18 protein-coding genes, 1 other RNA gene and 2 pseudogenes are annotated in these 15,550 nt (G+C 72.7%); 12 read left to right on the top strand and 9 right to left on the bottom strand.

Features of this window, described 5'->3' with window-relative positions; translation table 11 throughout:
* Entirely contained in the window at window positions 1–1,632 is a 1,632-nt protein-coding gene (locus ADL08_RS10090) for an alkaline phosphatase D family protein (protein ID WP_053641738.1), read from the bottom strand.
* Between the two features lie 135 nt (window positions 1,633–1,767).
* Here ADL08_RS10090 and ADL08_RS10095 point away from each other — a divergent pair, with 135 nt between their 5' ends.
* Entirely contained in the window at window positions 1,768–2,511 is a 744-nt protein-coding gene (locus ADL08_RS10095; RefSeq protein WP_053641739.1) for an SDR family oxidoreductase, read from the top strand.
* Window positions 2,512–2,565: 54 nt separating this feature from the next.
* On the opposite strand, the gene ADL08_RS10100 is transcribed toward ADL08_RS10095, so the two are convergent.
* The 5 genes and pseudogenes from ADL08_RS10100 to ADL08_RS38965 form a co-directional block, all read right to left on the bottom strand.
* Window positions 2,566–2,889 (bottom strand): hypothetical protein, encoded by a 324-nt coding sequence (locus ADL08_RS10100; RefSeq protein WP_053641740.1) that lies wholly within the window; start codon window positions 2,887–2,889, stop codon window positions 2,566–2,568.
* Between the two features lie 177 nt (window positions 2,890–3,066).
* A complete protein-coding gene (locus ADL08_RS10105) occupies window positions 3,067–3,252 on the bottom strand; it encodes an antitoxin (RefSeq protein WP_053641741.1) in 186 nt (61 codons plus the stop codon).
* A gap of 336 nt (window positions 3,253–3,588) precedes the next feature.
* Complete coding sequence (locus ADL08_RS10110; RefSeq protein WP_053641742.1) at window positions 3,589–3,942, bottom strand: hypothetical protein; 354 nt, start codon at window positions 3,940–3,942, stop codon at window positions 3,589–3,591.
* Between the two features lie 16 nt (window positions 3,943–3,958).
* Window positions 3,959–4,945, bottom strand: a complete 987-nt coding sequence (locus ADL08_RS10115; protein ID WP_324610430.1) for a transcriptional regulator — start codon at window positions 4,943–4,945, stop codon at window positions 3,959–3,961.
* Window positions 4,946–5,032: 87 nt separating this feature from the next.
* A pseudogene (locus tag ADL08_RS38965) lies at window positions 5,033–5,215 on the bottom strand (helix-turn-helix domain-containing protein); the annotation flags it as partial.
* Window positions 5,216–5,397: 182 nt separating this feature from the next.
* Between ADL08_RS38965 and ADL08_RS37140 the strand changes: the two are divergent.
* The 7 genes and pseudogenes from ADL08_RS37140 (at window position 5,398) to ADL08_RS10140 (ending at window position 9,350) form a co-directional block, all read left to right on the top strand.
* A complete protein-coding gene (locus ADL08_RS37140) occupies window positions 5,398–5,565 on the top strand; it encodes a hypothetical protein (protein WP_159043040.1) in 168 nt (55 codons plus the stop codon).
* Entirely contained in the window at window positions 5,562–5,768 is a 207-nt protein-coding gene (locus ADL08_RS10120) for a hypothetical protein (RefSeq protein ID WP_053641744.1), read from the top strand. The genes ADL08_RS37140 and ADL08_RS10120 overlap by 4 nt, the downstream gene beginning before the upstream one ends.
* Window positions 5,769–5,847: 79 nt before the next feature.
* Window positions 5,848–6,108 carry a putative ATP-grasp-modified RiPP gene (gene tgmA, locus ADL08_RS10125; protein WP_053641745.1) on the top strand — a complete coding sequence of 87 codons (261 nt, stop codon included), beginning with the start codon at window positions 5,848–5,850 and terminating at the stop codon, window positions 6,106–6,108.
* 5 nt (window positions 6,109–6,113) lie between these two features.
* A pseudogene (gene tgmB, locus ADL08_RS10130) lies at window positions 6,114–7,074 on the top strand (ATP-grasp ribosomal peptide maturase).
* The gene (gene tgmC / locus ADL08_RS10135) at window positions 7,071–8,234 is read left to right on the top strand and encodes an ATP-grasp peptide maturase system methyltransferase (RefSeq protein ID WP_053641746.1); all 1,164 of its coding nucleotides are present in this window, start codon (window positions 7,071–7,073) and stop codon (window positions 8,232–8,234) included. Before tgmB ends, tgmC begins: the two are co-directional and overlap by 4 nt.
* Window positions 8,235–8,251: 17 nt before the next feature.
* Complete coding sequence (locus ADL08_RS35350; RefSeq protein ID WP_078968095.1) at window positions 8,252–8,554, top strand: DUF6087 family protein; 303 nt, start codon at window positions 8,252–8,254, stop codon at window positions 8,552–8,554.
* A 79-nt stretch (window positions 8,555–8,633) separates the two neighbouring features.
* Window positions 8,634–9,350, top strand: a complete 717-nt coding sequence (locus tag ADL08_RS10140) for a hypothetical protein (RefSeq protein WP_053641747.1) — start codon at window positions 8,634–8,636, stop codon at window positions 9,348–9,350.
* A gap of 191 nt (window positions 9,351–9,541) precedes the next feature.
* Here the strand turns inward: ADL08_RS10140 and rnpB are convergent.
* Window positions 9,542–9,940, bottom strand: an RNA gene (rnpB, locus tag ADL08_RS10410) — RNase P RNA component class A.
* A 79-nt stretch (window positions 9,941–10,019) separates the two neighbouring features.
* Here rnpB and ADL08_RS10145 point away from each other — a divergent pair.
* Window positions 10,020–10,787: a MerR family transcriptional regulator gene (locus tag ADL08_RS10145; RefSeq protein WP_053641748.1), complete on the top strand. Its 768-nt coding sequence runs from the start codon at window positions 10,020–10,022 to the stop codon at window positions 10,785–10,787.
* Window positions 10,787–11,623, top strand: coding sequence for a hypothetical protein (locus tag ADL08_RS10150; protein WP_053641749.1), 837 nt, complete (start codon window positions 10,787–10,789; stop codon window positions 11,621–11,623). Before ADL08_RS10145 ends, ADL08_RS10150 begins: the two co-directional genes overlap by 1 nt.
* Here ADL08_RS10150 and ADL08_RS10155 read toward each other — a convergent pair.
* Entirely contained in the window at window positions 11,568–13,010 is a 1,443-nt protein-coding gene (locus tag ADL08_RS10155) for an RNB domain-containing ribonuclease (protein ID WP_053641750.1), read from the bottom strand. The two genes, ADL08_RS10150 and ADL08_RS10155, sit on opposite strands and share 56 nt — an antisense overlap.
* A gap of 222 nt (window positions 13,011–13,232) precedes the next feature.
* Here ADL08_RS10155 and yaaA point away from each other — a divergent pair, with 222 nt between their 5' ends.
* Both yaaA and eda read left to right on the top strand, forming a co-directional pair.
* Window positions 13,233–14,000, top strand: coding sequence for a peroxide stress protein YaaA (gene yaaA, locus ADL08_RS10160; RefSeq protein WP_053641751.1), 768 nt, complete (start codon window positions 13,233–13,235; stop codon window positions 13,998–14,000).
* A gap of 62 nt (window positions 14,001–14,062) precedes the next feature.
* A complete protein-coding gene (gene eda / locus ADL08_RS10165) occupies window positions 14,063–14,704 on the top strand; it encodes a bifunctional 4-hydroxy-2-oxoglutarate aldolase/2-dehydro-3-deoxy-phosphogluconate aldolase (RefSeq protein WP_053641752.1) in 642 nt (213 codons plus the stop codon).
* Here eda and ADL08_RS10170 read toward each other — a convergent pair.
* Window positions 14,691–15,539, bottom strand: a complete 849-nt coding sequence (locus ADL08_RS10170) for a GNAT family N-acetyltransferase (protein ID WP_053641753.1) — start codon at window positions 15,537–15,539, stop codon at window positions 14,691–14,693. The two genes, eda and ADL08_RS10170, sit on opposite strands and share 14 nt — an antisense overlap.
* Window positions 15,540–15,550: the final 11 nt, after the last annotated feature.

Here is a 15,550-nt window from a genome sequence, read left to right on the forward strand (position 1 = left end):
CTACGCGGGGACGAGGCCCGGGTTCCCCGCCTCGGTGACGTAGGAGGCGGCGGTGGTGACGGGGGCGCCCGGGGTCGTCACGTAGGGGACCGTGCGGAAGTCGGCGCGGGCGCTGTCGCGGCCGAGGGAGACCTTCGTGTAGCCCCGCCGCCCGTTGAAGAACCGCAGGTGCGGATTGGCCCGCATGAGCTTGTCGTAGTTCGAGGGGCGGTCGGCGCCGTCCTTGCCGCTGGTGATCGAGGTGGTGACGATCTCGGTGCCGACGGTCCGGGAGGACGGGTCGCGGAAGTCGGCCTTGAGGTCGAGGCCGTAGGAGACGTGGACGTCGCCGGTGAGCACCATCAGGTTCTCGACGCCGGCGGCCTCCGCGCCCGCCAGGATCCGCCGCCGGGAGGCCGGGTAGCCGTCCCAGGAGTCCATGGAGAGCTTGAAGTCGGCGGTGGCGCGGTCGCGGCGCTCGGCGAACACGACCTGCTGGGGCAGGACGTTCCAGCGGGCCCGGGAGCGGCGCCAGCCGTCGAGCAGCCAGCGCTCCTGGGCGGCGCCGGTCAGGGTGCGCGACGGGTCCTCGGACTCGGGCCCGGGGACCTGCCAGCCGTCGCCGTACGCCTGGTCGGAGCGGTACTGGCGGGTGTCGAGGATGTCGAACTGCGCGAGGCTCCCGAAGCGCAGCCGCCGGTACAGCCGCATGTCGGGTCCTTCGGGGAGCTGGGGGCGGCGCAGCGGCTGGTGCTCCCAGTAGGCGCGGTAGGCGGCGGCGCGGCGGAGCAGGAACTCCTCCGGCGGGACGTCGTTCTCGGGGGTGCCGCCCGCGTAGTTGTTCTCGGTCTCGTGGTCGTCCCAGGTGACGACGAAGGGGTGGGCGGCGTGCGCGGCCCGCAGGTCGGGGTCCGTCTTGTAGAGGGCGTAGCGGAGCCGGTAGTCCTCCAGGGTGAGCGTCTCGCGGTCGAAGACGGCCGGGAGGACGCGGTCGGTGTAGGCGCGGGCTCCGCCGGTGGCGTCGACGGCGTACTCGTAGAGGTAGTCGCCGAGGTGGAGGACGACGTCCACGTCCTCCTGGGCGAGGTGGCGGTAGGCGGTGAAGTGGCCGTCGTGGTAGGCCTGGCAGGAGACGGCGGCGAGCGAGAGCGCCGTGTTGCGGGCGCCGGGGGCCGGGGCGGTGCGGGTGCGGCCGACCGGGCTGGTCCAGGCGCCGGCGCGGAAGCGGTAGAAGTACGCGCGGCCGGGTTCGAGGTGCTCGACCTCGACGTGGACGGTGTGGCGGAACTCGGGGTGGGCGGTGGCGGCCCCGCGCCGCACGGTGTGCCGGAAGCGCTCGTCGCGGGCGATCTCCCACTGGACGGGGACCCGCCGGTCGGGCAGTCCGCCGCCGGGCTCGAAGGGGCGGGGCGCGAGCCGGGTCCAGAGCAGGACGGAGCCGGGCTGGGGGTCGCCGGAGGCGACGCCCAGGGTGAACGGGTCCTCGGTGACGCGCCGGGCGTCGAGTTCGGCGGCGGCCGCGGAGCCGGCCGCGGGCAGCTGGGTGGCGAAGGCGAGCGCGGCGGCGGCGCCGGTGACGGTGAGGAACCGCCGCCGTCCGAAGTGCCTTGCGGCGTGCCTGAGTTCCCGGTCGTGCTCGTGCGTCTGGCTCATGTGCCCCTCCCCTGACGGATGCCGTGCGCTCGTCATTCGAGGGGGCCGGGGCGACCACGTGTTGTCGGGTACAGGACATCCACGTGTCGGACGGATGAGTTCACGGTGCACGCGTCTCGCGTACGCTGCGCGCCCATGAGCATCGCAGTGGTGACGGGAGCGGGTTCGGGCATCGGCCGGAGCGTGGCCCGCGCGCTCGCGGCGGCGGGCTGGTCGGTGGCGCTCGCGGGCCGCCGGGCGGAGGCCCTGGAGGAGACGGCGGCGGCCCTGCCCGGCGGGGACTTCCTGTGCGCCCCGACGGACGTGACGTCGGAGACGCAGGTCGCGGCCCTCTTCTCGTCCGTACGGGACCGCTACGGGCGCGTGGACCTGCTCTTCAACAACGCCGGTACGTTCGCGGGCGGCGGGACCCCGGTCGAGGACCTGGACCCGGCGACCTGGCGGGCGGTCGTCGACGTCAACCTGACGGGCGCGTTCCTGTGCGCGCAGGCGGCCTTCCGGACCATGAAGGAGCAGGACCCGCGGGGCGGCCGGATCATCAACAACGGCTCGATCTCGGCCCACGTGCCGCGCCCGCACTCGATCGCGTACACGGCGACGAAGCACGCGATGACGGGCCTGACCAAGTCCCTGTCCCTGGACGGGCGTCCGTACCGGATCGCCTGCGGCCAGCTCGACATCGGCAACGCGGCGACCGACATGACGGCCCGCATGCGGACCGGCATCCTCCAGGCGGACGGCCGGACGGCGCCGGAGCCGGTGATGGACGCGGCGGACGTGGCGGCGACGGTGGTGCACATGGCGGGGCTGCCGCTGGAGGCGAACGTGCAGTTCGCGACGGTGATGGCGACGGCGATGCCGTACGTCGGCCGGGGCTGAGGCACGGGGAGGGGGCGGTGGGGCCTCGCAGGCCCACCGCCCCCTCCCCCCTTCCTACGCCTGTCCGGTCTCGAACCGGGCGATCTTCCCGCCCTCGACGGTGAACCGCCAGCGGGTCCGCATCTCGCCCCAGGTGTCGTTGCGGTAGCGGGCGACGAGGTCGCGCCCGTCGGCCTTCTGGGACTCGATCTCCATGTGGCCGCGCGAGGAGAAGACCTCCTTCTCGGTCCACGCGTCGAGGTCCCGGTCGGTGCCGTCGTCGGACATGGTGGCGCCGGCCGCGAGGGCCGCCCGGAAGGCCTCCTCGTCGTTGGCGTTGAGGGCCGCGACGAAGGCGCGCACGGCCGGGTCGGTGAGCTGCTCCACGGGAATCGTCATGCCCTACCCGTACACCTCCCGCCCCGCCCTCCCGGGGGAACCGGGCCGCACGCGCCCGCGTGTCAGCGGCGGGGGCTGGGCCACCTGGACGAGCGGAAAACGATCCGGCCCGGCGGATCGTGTCCGCCGGGCCGTGGCCGACCGGTCAGCCGGTCGGCGAGTCGCCGTGCCGCTCCGTCACTGGGGCGGCGTGTCCCGGTCGCGGCCCAGCTGCTGCTTGAGCCTGTCCTGGGCGGTGTCGACCTGGCCGCTGTACTTGCCCCGGCTCTTCCCGTCGACGAAGTCGCCTGCCTTGTCGACGCCCTTTCCGGCCTGGTCCTCGTGGCCCTTGAGCATCCCTTTGAGCTTGTCCAGTACCGACATCGTGGTACTCCTCGAAGTCTGTCCGTCAGCGGGCACCTTCAAGGGTCCCCCCTCACCGCCGGGCCCGCATCCGCAACGGGCGTCGCGGAACGGAACGGGGCGAGGCGGGGCGAGGCGGGCTCCGTCGCTCCACGAGGAAGGGCCCCGACCCGCGGTCACGCGGTCAAGGGCCCTGGGGAGGGGCAGACGAGTCGGGCTGTACGCCGGGAACAGTCGCCGCAACGCTACGACCTGCGAAAACGTGCAGGTATGGTGCTTCCGTGGCTACTTTGACGGCTACGCAATAAAACGTCCCCGCCCGGATCGGCCAGAACGGGGACGTCGTCGCTCCTGAGGTCAGACGGTCTCCTCGATGCGTTCGAAGATGTCCGCGTCCGTCTCCCGCTGCCAGACCGGCAGGTCGGACCAGTCGGCGACATATCCGGGCTTGGGGTCCTCGAAGTGCCTGAACATCTGGGCGGTCCAGCAGATCGCGACGAACCGGCCCTTCTGCTCCCGGGTGAGCCGGGCCGCATGTCCGCCGCTGACCTCGATGAAGTCGCGCACCTGCCCGTACACAGCGGCGGCGGCTTCGCGTTCCCACGCGGGCGTCTCGTCCCACGGCGTGACGTAGCCGGGCTTCGGCTCGCCGGGATAGTGCTTGTTCACACCATCGATCCACGCCTCGCGGAAGATCCGGCCGTCGTTCATGCGCGTGTCCCTCTCGTCATGCGGTGCGCGGAAGCGCCGCGATTCGGTGATCAAGAGTCGAGACTCGGTCATCGGACATGAGAGGGGCAAGACGCCCCCGAAGCCCGTCCAGCTTCTTGCCGATGAATCCCGAATCCGACCGGTCGGCCAGTCCGAGTGCTCGCTCCGCGTAGTGCACGACCTGGTCGATGTCCCGCCTGTCCGCGCCGAGCACGGCGAGGTCGCTCAGAACGGCAGCGCGGCGGCGCAGGGACAGGGGCTGGGCAAGGGCCGCGGCGAGCGCTTCCTCGGCGAGATCGGGGCGGCCCAGTTGGAGGTAGCAGGCCCCTCTCTCCTCGGCCAGGCGGGAGCCGTCGAAGCGGAGCCAGCCGCCGTTGTGGGAGTGGGCGCCATCGAGGGCTTGCACTTTCTCGGCTTCGTCCAGAGCCCGGTTGCACGCGTCGAGATCGCCCACGGCCGCGTACGCCTGCGCCTGGACGGCCGCGACCCAGTGGCGGGTGGAGAGAGCGTCGTCGCCCCTCCGGGCGATGCGGAAAGCCGCCGCGAGCAGAGGCTGGGCAGCATGCGCGCGGCGCGCGTACAGCTCGACGTACGCGTGGCGGGTCATGGCACAGGCCCACAGGTCGTGGTCGCCACCGGCGTGGGCCGCGTTGGCGGCCAGTGTGTAGCAGTGCGCGGCGTCGGTGTACCGGTTGGCGTCGAAGAACAGCTCACCGACGAGCTGGTAGAGGTCAGCCGTCATCCGACACAGCCGGGACCGATCCGCAGCGACACGGGTCTCGGTCAGCCCCTTCGCCATCACATCGAGCTGTGCGCGCACCGCGGGGAAGACGACCTGCTTGGAGTCCGACAGCGCGTAGACCTGCCAGAGGCTGCGATGTAAGGCGTCCCCCGTCTCCAAAAGCGTCGACGCAGCCCGCCCCCGGGCGGCCTCGCCGGAATCGGGAAGAGCGACCAGCGCACCCGTAACGGCGAGCAGACTCAGGACTTCGCGGCGCTTCATGTCGTCATCATCACCATGGAGGAGGGGTGGAGCAGCGGGGAGCCCAGCTGCCTCGGCCGGCTGTTCGCCGGAAAGAAGGGCTTCCAGCTCCGGGAGGCTCACTCCCAACAGGCCTGCGATCTTCGGCCGTTGGTGGGGGCGCGGGGTGGCGCGACCACTCTCCCAACGGACCACGGTGGACGCGGCCACCGAGAGCACTTCTGCGAATTCCTCCTGAGAGTACCCCCGGGCCGCGCGCCGTTCCGCAAAGTGCTTACGCCTCGACGTCATAGGTCTCCCCTCACGAGAACCCTTTCACGCACTCATGCCCGCCACGCGCCAACGCCTGGAAAACGCCCGAGCATTGCGCGGGGTTCGCTCTGGGGAAAGGTAACGGATCGTCGTTCACTGGTGACACAGCGCTCGGAGGCCGAAGGCCCTCCGGGCGACTCCCCACAGAGAGGAGCGACCGCGTGACGACCTCCGGACCGCCCCGCAGGAACCCCGCCGCCAGTGGCCGTACGTACACGCCGCCGGAGCCCCGGCCGGGTGCGCCGAGCCGGGCTCTGCGGGTACGGGCGGCCGGCGGCTGGGAGAGGTTCATGCGCCGCGCCGAGGCCCGGCAGGAGCAGGAGGAGTGAACCCGGTCGGTTCCGACGGCTACGAGCACCACCCGCTCCTGGACACCCGTGTCCGTGACATCGCCTCGCGTGGGGAGGGCGTGCTCGTCGCCGTCACACACGAGCTCCACAGCCACGGCGCGGTCCGCATCGCGCACATCCGACCCGCGTCCGGAGTCGAGTGGACGACCGCGGCCGACAACATCCAGGCCGCTCGCCCCTGAGCCGCCGTCCACAGATCGCCGTCCGTGCCCTCTGGCGCAGGCGGTTTCCCGCACCACACCCTTCAACCCAAGGAGTCTCATGACCACCTCTTTCGCACTCCCTTCCCCCACGCGGCCGTGGGGTGCGAGCCGACTCGCGCCCTACCCGACGGTCATCCGTCGACCCCACGCCACGGTCGCCATCGACCCCACGACGCAGCTCGGGGTGTTCCGCGACCGTGTCGGGCAGGTGGTCGAGATGGGCAAGCACGGCACCAGCTCCGGTACCGAGACCTCCACGACGACGAACTCGGACTCCAAGAACGACCAGGGCCACGACCAGGACAGCAATCAGGACTGATGGCCATGACCGAGAAGAGGCCGGTTCTGGTGGTCACCGAGGCGGACGACATCACCGCCGACATGGTGATCACCGAACTCAACCGGCGCGATGTGCCGGTGGTCCGGTTCAATCCCGCCGACATCGGTGAGGACCTCATAATCTCGGCTCGGTTCGGCACCTGCCCGGCCCCGGTGGTCGGGCAGGTGCGCACCCCGTCGAGAACCGCTGATGTGGCTCAAGTCCGATCGGTGTACTGGCGCCGCCCGGAATGGCCTACGTTTCCCCACCTGTCCGCTGACGACTCACTGTTCGCGGCGGCGCAGGTCCGCTACGGACTCGGTGGCACCCTCTACGCCTTGGGCGGCCCGCTCTGGGTCAACCACCCCCTGCGCATTGCCGCAGCCGACTACAAACCCGCACAACTCGTTCTCGCCCGGCAACTCGGCTTCACCATCCCTCCCACCCTTGTCACCAACGACCCGGACGAGGCCCGCGAGTTCGTCCACGCTCAGGGGCAGGCGATCTTCAAGACGCTGCGATGGACCCCCTACACGCGTGACAGCGTGCCGGTGACCGGCTGGGCGGACCCTGTCACCGCCGCCGAGATCGACGACAGCGTCCGGGTCACCCCCCCACTTGTTCCAGGCCCGTGTGGACAAGGTCGCCGATGTTCGCGTGCTGATCGTCGGTCGGCATACGTTCGCCGTACGCATCGACTCCGACCTCCTGGACTGGCGCAAGGACTACAGCGCCCTGACCTACACCGTGGAGCACCTTCCCGACCGGGTGGCCAAGGCACTGCACGCCTATCTGGACCGACTGGATCTGGTATCGGGAAGCTTCGACCTCGCGGTCGACCGGGCGGGGGACTACTGGTGGCTGGAACTGAACCCCAACGGACAGTGGGGGTGGCTGGAGACCGAGACCGGCCTCCCGATGTCCACGGCCTTCGCCGACCTACTCGTGCAAGGAGACCGCCGATGACCGACCCGGCATCCGAGCGACGTCGCATGGCGACCGTGCTCATGAGCGAAGGTGTACTGAAATCCCCCTGGCTGCGTGCGGCCGTCGAGGTCGTTCCCCGTGAGCGGTTCCTCCGTCCGGGAGTCTTCCTGGACGAGGGGCGGACCTGGCGGCCCGTCACCGCCGCCGACACGGACCCGGACGAGTGGCTGAAGATCGTGTACGGCGTCGACACCCTCACCACCCAGCTCGACGGCCACCTCACCGCCGACCAGGCCGACGGACCCGTCGTGGGTGTGCCCACGTCCTCCTCGACCGACCCGGCCACCGTCGTCGGCATGATCGAGAACCTGGACCTCGCGACGGGTCACCGAGTCCTGGAGATCGGCACGGGCACCGGCTACTCCACGGCCCTGATGTGCCACTACCTCGGCGAGGACGACGTCGCCACGGTCGAGGTCGACGCACAGGTGGCCGCACGTGCCGATACCGCTCTCGAAGCCGTCGGCTTCTCGACGTGGGCAGTGACGGGCGACGGGCTCCTCGGCCACCCGTACCGGGCACCGTACGACCGGGTCGTCGCCACCTGCGCGGTCCGCCGCATCCCGTACGCGTGGATCAGGCAGACGAGACCCGGAGGCGTCGTCCTCGGTACGGTCGGCTCGTGGCCGTGGGGAACCGGCCTCGCGAAACTGACCGTCGGCGATGACGGCACCGCCGAGGGCTCGATCGTCGGGCGCTCCTCCTTCATGCAGGCGCGGGCCCAGGCAGTGGCCCCCGTGGCCGGCGATCTCTCCGCCCGGACCGCGTACGCGGACGGTGAGCGGCGCACTCGGGTGTCTCCTCTCGCCCTGGAGGAGTGGATGCCCGCCTTCCTCGCGCAGTTGGCGGCGCCCGGCGCTCAGTTCGTCCGCGCGACGGACGGTGACGGGTCGCCCTTGCGGTACCTGTTCGATCCGGAAAGGGAGTCGTTCGCCGAGTTCCTCGTCGACGACGAGAACTGGACCGTCCGCCAGGGCGGCCCGGTGGCCCTGTGGGACGACGTGGAACGTTCCCTCGTCGCCTGGCGGGACGCCGGGGCGCCGGAGATCGACTCCGTACGGCTCCGCGTGACGCCCGCGTCCCATCGGTACTGGATCGACCAGGCCCCCTCCCTAAGCTGGGAGCACCGGATCACCTGAGCCACTACGCTCCGGCCATGGACGACGAACCGCTCGCAGAGTGGGCCGAGCGCCGGGACGCGAGGATCGGGCAGCTCCGTGCCGTACCCCTCGTGACCGGCGACGGCCCGCGGGCATCGCATCTGAACCCCGACGCGCCCCGCGCGATCCAGCGGTGGAACGGCCATCTGTGGGAGGCGCACGGCTTCGCGGCGAACCTCGCGGAAGCGAGGCTCATCCTCTTTCCCCACACCGAGGCTGCCCCTCCCTCTGCCCTTGAGGCAACACCGAAACTCGGCCCCGGGACCGGCAGACATCGGAAGCCTCCGACGCCCCGATAACTCGGCGGGAGAGTCGGCCCATGCCATACCTCTGAGATCTGCTCCCACCCGGTAGACCACCGACGGCACAATGACGCCCATGAGCAACGACATATCCGATGACCCATGGGCCCAGCGGGTGTATCTGATGTGGCTGGCCCGCGACACTCGCTACGCTCTGGCCGCCCTGACCGCTCTGATCACCTACGCGCGGAACACTCCGGTCCCGCCAGCCGCCTGGGTCTGCTTCGAGGACTTCCTCTCCTTCCTCGGAAAGGTTTCCCGAACTCTGTGGCCCGCCCCTGGGAAGGGTCCGAACGGGACCGACAGGGGCTTGGAGTGGCGGACGAAGCGAGGTCCGTTTCTACGAAAGATCCTTGAGGTGGAGGACTCGTCCCCGCTGAAGGCCCGCGAAGTCCGTAACGGAAGTGAGCATTTCGACGAGCGCCTTGACGAGTGGATCGTCAGCCTGCCTCGCCCCACCGCCGAGGAGTGGCAGGCGGGCGCCAAGCCCACCTTCCCGGCTTCTCCCATGCGCTTCATAAACGTAGCGGCAGGAACGATCCAAGTCGCCGGCGCGGACCTGGATCTGCGTTTCATGGCTGAGGAACTTCAGCGACTCCTGAGCAAGATCGAGGAGCTTGCGCCCTCAGCGGTCGGACTCCCCGCTGACATGGCGGCCTGGCTAGCCGCCCTCCCCCCTGTTCCGATCGTCCCGTTCGACGCGCCCGCGCAGAAGCCTGGCGGCATTCGAGCCTGGCTCGACGAACAGAATTCCGCCGCCCCCGGGACCGCGACGGGAGACACCGAGGCGTAGACACATGGCGTGGAAGGCCTCCCCGGCCCAGCCGATACCCACGCCAAGCCGCCCGGCGTGGCTACCTTCATGGCTGCCTTCGTAGCGGTGAGGTTCGGTTCGAACCGGTACGAACAGGGGTGAGGCGACACCCGCGATTCCACGGAAAAAGGCCCCTGACCTGCGATATCGCAGGTCAGAAGCCTGAGGGGCAGACGAGTCGGGCTATACGCCGGGTTCTGTACCCCGGGACCTCGCGGTCGTCGGGGTGACGGCCATCCATCTAGGACCGGCGTTGCCGCCGGCCTCCTGCGGTCTACCCGCGGACTCGGGCGAGCAGCCCTCGAACGTCCGCGCAGGGACACCGGGGTGTCCCCTCTTGACCTTGCTCCGAGTGGGGTTTACCTAGCCGCCTGAGTCACCTCAGGCGCTGGTGGTCTCTTACACCACCGTTTCACCCTTACCGAGGGCCGAAGCCCCCGGCGGTCTGTTTTCTGTGGCACTGTCCCGCGGGTCACCCCGGGTGGCCGTTGGCCACCACCCTGCTCTGTGGAGCCCGGACGTTCCTCGGGGAGATCCGGGGATCTCCACGCGGCCGCCCGCCCGGCTCGTCTGCCGTGCCGACCATGCTACCCGCCGCGCCGGCCCGTGCTTGACCCTGCCGCAGCGTCAGGGTTTCTACTGGGCCCCATGCGCATCGGCGAGATCGCCGCCCTGGTCGGGGTCACCCCCCGGGCCGTGCGGCACTACCACCAGTCCGGGCTGCTGCCCGAGCCCGCGCGGCGGGCCAACGGGTACCGGGAGTACGGCGTCCGGGACGCCGTCCTGCTCGCCCGGATCCGGCGGCTGACGGAGCTGGGGCTCGGCCTCGACGAGGTGCGGGACGTGCTCGCGGGCGACGAGGGGCGCGGGCTCGCGGAGGTCCTCGAAGAGCTGGACCGGGACCTCGCCCGCCAGGAGGCCGTCCTGCGGGAGCGGCGGGAGCGGCTCGCCTTCCTGCTCGCCGAGGCGCGGGCCGGGCGGCTGCCGGCCGACGGGCCCGTGTCGCCGGAGTTCGCCGCGCTCCTGGCGGGCCTGGGCGAGCTGCCCGCGTCCCCCATGGCCGCGAAGGACCGGGAGGTGCTCGCCCTGCTGGACGCCGTCGTCCCGGAGGAGGACCGGGCGCGCCTGATGGAGTCCCTGCGCGGGACGGCCTCGTACGCGCACGAGGTGTACGGGCTGTTCGACGCCCTGGAGGACGCCGGGCCGGACGACCCCCGCGTGGGCGAGGCCGCCCGGGTGCTCGCGGACTGCCTGCCGGACCTGTCCGGGGTGGAGCTGCCGGAGAGGAGCGCGGACGGGCGCGCCTCCGGGGTCCTCCTCGCCAACGCCGTCTTCGCGGACCTCTCCCCCGCCCAGGAGGCGGCCGTACGCCTCGCGGTGCGGCTCGTCCGGGAGCGGCGGGAGGGGACCTCGTGATGCCCGTACGCCCCCTCCGGCTCCTCGCCCGCGCCGTCCTCCCCCTCGAAGCCGTCCTCGTCGTCTGCCTCGCCGGCGGGGTGCGGATACCCGCCGCCGTCCTGGGCCTCGCCGAAGTCCTCGTGGCGGGGCTCCTCCTCGCCGAGGGCCTCGCCTATCGGCGGCTGCGGCGGCGCGGGCTGTCGCGGCGGGACGCCGTGGCGGAGCTGGTGCCCGGGCCCGTGCTGCGGCTCCTCGGGCACGAGCTGCGGCTGCTCGCGAGCCTGGGGCGGTGGGTCGCGCGCCGGCCGCACGGGACCGCCGGCGCGGACGGGGTCTTCCCGCACGCCCGCGACCAGGCGGCGCTGCTGTACGGCTTCGCGTTCGTGTGCGTGGTCGAGACCGTCGGCATGTCGTACCTGCTCGCCCGCTGGCCCCTCGTCCACGGGATCGTCCTCGTCCTGGACGTCTACACCGTGCTCTTCGTCCTCGGGCTGCACGCCGCCTCCGCGACCCGGCCGCACGTCCTGGCCGGGGACGTCCTGCGGCTGCGGCAGGCCGCCCACGTCGACCTGCGGATCCCGCTCGACCGGATCGCGTCCGTACGGCGGGAGACGCTGTTCTCGCACGGGAAGGCCGACGGCGAGCTGAACCTCGCCGTCGGCGCGCAGACCTCCGTCACCGTCGAGCTGACCGGACCGGTCGACGCGCCCCGGCTGCTGGGCGCGCCCCGGCCCGTACGGGTCGTCAGGGTCCACGCCGACGACCCGCAGGCCCTGTACGGGGCGCTGCGCGAGGCGGTCACACGGGCTCGAACAGCACCTTCGCCCGACCCGGGTCCGCCTCCGCGAGTCTGACCCGCAGCCACTCCCCCAGCGGCAGCGCGGAGTCGCCGCCCGCGATCCGGGCGACGACCGCCGGGTCCTCCAGGTGGACGGTGCCGGTGGACGGTTCGCGCTCCTTGACGTCGATCACGTACGCGTCGAAGAGCTCCCCGATCCGGTCCTTCAGGAGCGCCGCCTCGACGATGTCGACGCTCTCGCGCTCGACGGCGTTGGCGCGGCGCGAGCCCGCGGCCATCTCGTCGGGGAGGGCGGGCAGCGCGGCCCGCACCCACTCGGGCGGCTCGTCCCCGGCCACCGCCGCCACGCACAGCTCGCTCGCGTACCGGTCGACGAGCCGGCGCAGCGGGGCGGTGCAGTGGGTGTACTCGTCGGCGACGGCGGCGTGCACGGCCGGGTCGGGGACGTGGCCGTCGGTGAAGACGGTGTACCCGGCGCCGCGCAGCAGGGTGGTGCACTCCTGGAGGAAGGCGGCGTGGCGCGGGTTCGCCGGGTCGGCGGAGCGGACGACGTCCGCGTACGGGACGTGGTGCGGCCAGTCGACGCCGAGGGCCTGTGCGGAGCGGCGCAGCCGGGCGACGGCGCCGTCGGGCGCGGTGGGGAGGGTGCGCAGGATGCCGGTGCCGGCGGCGGTCATCAGGTCGGCGGCGGCCATGCCGGTGAGCAGGGAGATCTGCGCGTTCCAGCTCTCGGAGGGGAACGGGGCCCGGTAGGCGAGGTCGTAGCCGTGGTCCCGTTCGACGATCTCCTGCTCGGGGACGTCGAGGGAGATCCCGCCGCGCTCGATCTCGATGGCCTCGCGCAGGCGCCCGATCTCGCGCAGCAGGGCGAGGGGCTCCTCGGCGGTGCCGGAGTCGAGCTGCCGCTGCACGCGCGCGTAGTCGAGCTTGGCGCGGCTGCGGACGAGGGCGCGGCGGACGTCGGTGGCGACCCTGCGCCCCTCGGCGTCGAGGTCGATCCGCCACAGCACGGCGGGGCGGACCTCGCCGGGGAGGAGGCTGGCGGCGCCCTCGGAGAGGACGGCGGGGTGGAGGGGGACCTTGCCGTCGGGGAAGTAGAGGGTGAGGACCCGGCGGTGGGCCTCGGCGTCGAGCGCGGAGCCTGGCGCGACGAAGGCGGCGACGTCGGCGATGGCGTAGTGGACGCGGTAGCCGCCGTCGGCCCTGCGGGTCAGGTGCAGGGCCTGGTCGAGGTCGGTGGAGGCGGGCGGGTCGACGGTGAGGAACGGCAGGTCGGTGGCGTCGTGCGCGGGGAGCCGGGGCGCCTTCGCGGCGGCCTCGGCCTCGGCGAGGACGGCGGGCGGGAAGTCCTCGGGGACCGCGAGCTCGGTCCGGAGTGCGCGCAGGGCGGCCCGCAGGGGAGCCTCGGCTGCGCCGGTCACGTGAAGGGGGCGGCGGGGCATGGACCGAGCGTAGGGGGCGGGGGCGGGCGCGTCACGTCGGCGCGGGTTCGCGGCCCGGGGCACCGCGGCGCGACGTCGCGATCCGGCGGCGCCTCGCGGCGCGCTGCCGCCCCGCGGTCCGGCGGCGTTCGCACGTCGGCGGCGTTCGCGGTCCGGCGGCGCTTTGTAGGCTGGACGGCCGGGGCCGCACCCCCGCCCCCGTACGTACGAAGGAGAACCACCGTGCTCGTGCTGTTGCCGCCCTCCGAAGGCAAGGCTCCGTCGGGGAGCGGGGCGCCCCTCAAGCCGGAGTCGCTGTCCCTGCCGGGGCTCGCGCAGGCGCGGGCGGCGGTCCTGGACGAGCTGGTCGAGCTGTGCGTCGCCGACGAGGAGAAGGCGCGCGAGGTGCTCGGTCTGAGCGAGGGGCTGCGCGGCGAGGTCGCGAAGAACGCCGAGCTGCGGACGGCCGGCGCGCGTCCGGCCGGGGAGGTCTACACCGGCGTCCTGTACGACGCGCTGGGTCTGGCGACCCTGGACGCGGCGGCCCGGGAGCGGGCCGGGGACGCGCTCCTCGTCTTCTCCGGCCTGTGGGGCGCCGTGAAGGTGACCGACCGCATCCCGTCGTACCGCTGCTCGATGGGGATCAGGCTGCCGGGCCTCGGCGCGCTGGGCGCGTACTGGCGGGGCGCGATGGCCTCCGTGCTGCCCGGGGCGGCCGGGGACGGGCTCGTCCTGGACCTGCGCTCGTCGGCGTACGCGACGGCGTGGCGGCCGAAGGGCGAGGTGGCGGCGCGGACGGCGACGGTACGGGTGCTGCACGCGCCGACCCGGAAGGTGGTCAGCCACTTCAACAAGGCGACGAAGGGCCGGATCGTGCGGAGCCTCCTGGAGGCGGGCGCGGAGCCGGCCACCCCGGCGGAGCTGGTGGAGGCGCTGCGGGACCTGCGGTACGTGGTGGAGGAGGGCGGGAAGGCGGGGGCGCTCGACGTCCTGGTGGACGAGATCCACTGACTCTCGTTGCATTCTCCGCAACGCTCGTTGCGGCTGGCGCTCGCCCTCGACAGGATGAGGCCATGACGAGCGTGTTCGACCTTGCCCCGGAAGCCCCCGTCGTCCCCGTGGTGGTGATCGAGGACGCCGCCGACGCGGTCCCCCTGGCCCGCGCCCTGGTGGCCGGCGGGCTGCCGCTGATCGAGGTCACCCTGCGGACCCCGGCCGCGCTCGACGCCCTGCGGGCGATCGCGGACGGGGTGCCGGAGGCGGTCGTCGGCGCCGGGACCGTCGTCTCGGTGGCCGGGGTCGCGGACGCGGTCGGCGCCGGGGCCCGGTTCCTGGTCAGCCCCGGCTGGACCGGCCGGCTCCTCGGCGCGATGCGGGAGTCGGGCGTGCCCTTCCTGCCGGGCGTCTCGACGGTCTCGGAGGTCGTGGCGCTGCTCGAACGGGGCGTGGACGCCATGAAGTTCTTCCCGGCGGAGGCGGCGGGCGGCGTCCCGTACCTGAAGTCCCTCGCGGGCCCGCTCCCGCAGGCCCGCTTCTGCCCGACCGGCGGCGTCTCGCCCGCCTCGGCCCCCGCCTACCTCGCCCTGCCGAACGTCGGCTGCGTCGGCGGCACGTGGATGCTGCCGCCCGACGCCCTCGCGGCCCGCGACTGGGCCCGGGTCGAGTCGCTCGCGCGCGGGGCGGCGGCCCTGCGGGCGCCCGTCAGCGGCCGGTGAACGCGACGGTCAGGTGGTCGGTCACCGGGCGGTAGCCGAGCCGTCGGTACAGGGCGTTGCTGGTGGGGTTGGCCAGGTCCGTGAAGAGCAGGACCTGCGCGGCCCCGGCGTCCCGGGCGGCGCGGGTGACCGCGGTGGTGACCCCGGCGGCGTACCCGCGTCCGCGGGCGGCGGGCGGGGTGTAGACGAGGTGGACGCGGGACTGGCCCTCGGTCACGGGCGAGAAGCAGGCCATGGAGACGGGCCGTCCGTCGGCCTCTTCCGCTTCCGTTTCCGTTTCCGCTTCCGCTTCCGCTTCCCAGAGCAGCATCCGACCGTCGGAGATCCGCTTCGTGACGGGCCCGGTGCAGTCCTCCCCCGGCTCCTCGCCGAGGTCGCGGACGAACTCCCGTGCCCAGGCGGCGGCGAGGGGTACGTCGGCGGCGGTGGCGAGGCGGGCGCGTCCTGCGGGGGCGGGGTCCGGCGGGGTGAGCGTGCCGAGCCGGAAGAGCCGCATCCGGAAGGTGGCGGTCCAGGGGCGTCCGGTGGCCTCCGCGAACGCCTCGACGGCCGCCGTCTCGCCTCGCAGGGCGGTCACCCCTTCGCCCCCGAAGAGGTCCGGCAGGGAGGCGAGGGCGCGGGCCGCCTCGGGCGTCACCGTCCCGAAGACCGGCTTCCCCGGCTCGGTCACCACGAGCACCCCGGTGACCCGCCCGTCCGGCTCGGTCCACCAGCCGAGCCGCCCGGCGGTGTCCACGAGCGTGAGCACGCCGGTGTTGCGGGCGGGCTCGGCGGACAGCAGGGCTCCGGCGGCCGCGCGGAAGGCGGCGGGGTCCTCGGTGAAGTGCCAGGTCATGGACGGTGATG

The sequence above is a fragment of the Streptomyces sp. NRRL F-6492 genome (assembly GCF_001280125.1).
Lineage (GTDB): Bacteria > Actinomycetota > Actinomycetes > Streptomycetales > Streptomycetaceae > Streptomyces.

Bases quoted from the DNA above. Each gene is read 5' to 3' on its own strand.
- ADL08_RS35350 (WP_078968095.1), top strand. From the start codon at position 8,252: ATGGACGACGAACCGCTCGCAGAGTGGGCCGAGCGCCGGGACGCGAGG.
- ADL08_RS10090 (WP_053641738.1), bottom strand. From the start codon at position 1,632: ATGAGCCAGACGCACGAGCACGACCGGGAACTCAGGCACGCCGCAAGG.
- ADL08_RS10105 (WP_053641741.1), bottom strand. From the start codon at position 3,252: ATGTCGGTACTGGACAAGCTCAAAGGGATGCTCAAGGGCCACGAGGAC.
- ADL08_RS10155 (WP_053641750.1), bottom strand. From the start codon at position 13,010: ATGCCCCGCCGCCCCCTTCACGTGACCGGCGCAGCCGAGGCTCCCCTG.
- ADL08_RS10145 (WP_053641748.1), top strand. From the start codon at position 10,020: ATGCGCATCGGCGAGATCGCCGCCCTGGTCGGGGTCACCCCCCGGGCC.
- ADL08_RS10100 (WP_053641740.1), bottom strand. From the start codon at position 2,889: ATGACGATTCCCGTGGAGCAGCTCACCGACCCGGCCGTGCGCGCCTTC.
- tgmC (WP_053641746.1), top strand. From the start codon at position 7,071: ATGACCGACCCGGCATCCGAGCGACGTCGCATGGCGACCGTGCTCATG.
- ADL08_RS10150 (WP_053641749.1), top strand. From the start codon at position 10,787: ATGCCCGTACGCCCCCTCCGGCTCCTCGCCCGCGCCGTCCTCCCCCTC.
- ADL08_RS10095 (WP_053641739.1), top strand. From the start codon at position 1,768: ATGAGCATCGCAGTGGTGACGGGAGCGGGTTCGGGCATCGGCCGGAGC.
- ADL08_RS10115 (WP_324610430.1), bottom strand. From the start codon at position 4,945: ATGAAGCGCCGCGAAGTCCTGAGTCTGCTCGCCGTTACGGGTGCGCTG.
- ADL08_RS10140 (WP_053641747.1), top strand. From the start codon at position 8,634: ATGAGCAACGACATATCCGATGACCCATGGGCCCAGCGGGTGTATCTG.
- tgmA (WP_053641745.1), top strand. From the start codon at position 5,848: ATGACCACCTCTTTCGCACTCCCTTCCCCCACGCGGCCGTGGGGTGCG.
- ADL08_RS10170 (WP_053641753.1), bottom strand. From the start codon at position 15,539: ATGACCTGGCACTTCACCGAGGACCCCGCCGCCTTCCGCGCGGCCGCC.
- eda (WP_053641752.1), top strand. From the start codon at position 14,063: ATGACGAGCGTGTTCGACCTTGCCCCGGAAGCCCCCGTCGTCCCCGTG.
- ADL08_RS10110 (WP_053641742.1), bottom strand. From the start codon at position 3,942: ATGAACGACGGCCGGATCTTCCGCGAGGCGTGGATCGATGGTGTGAAC.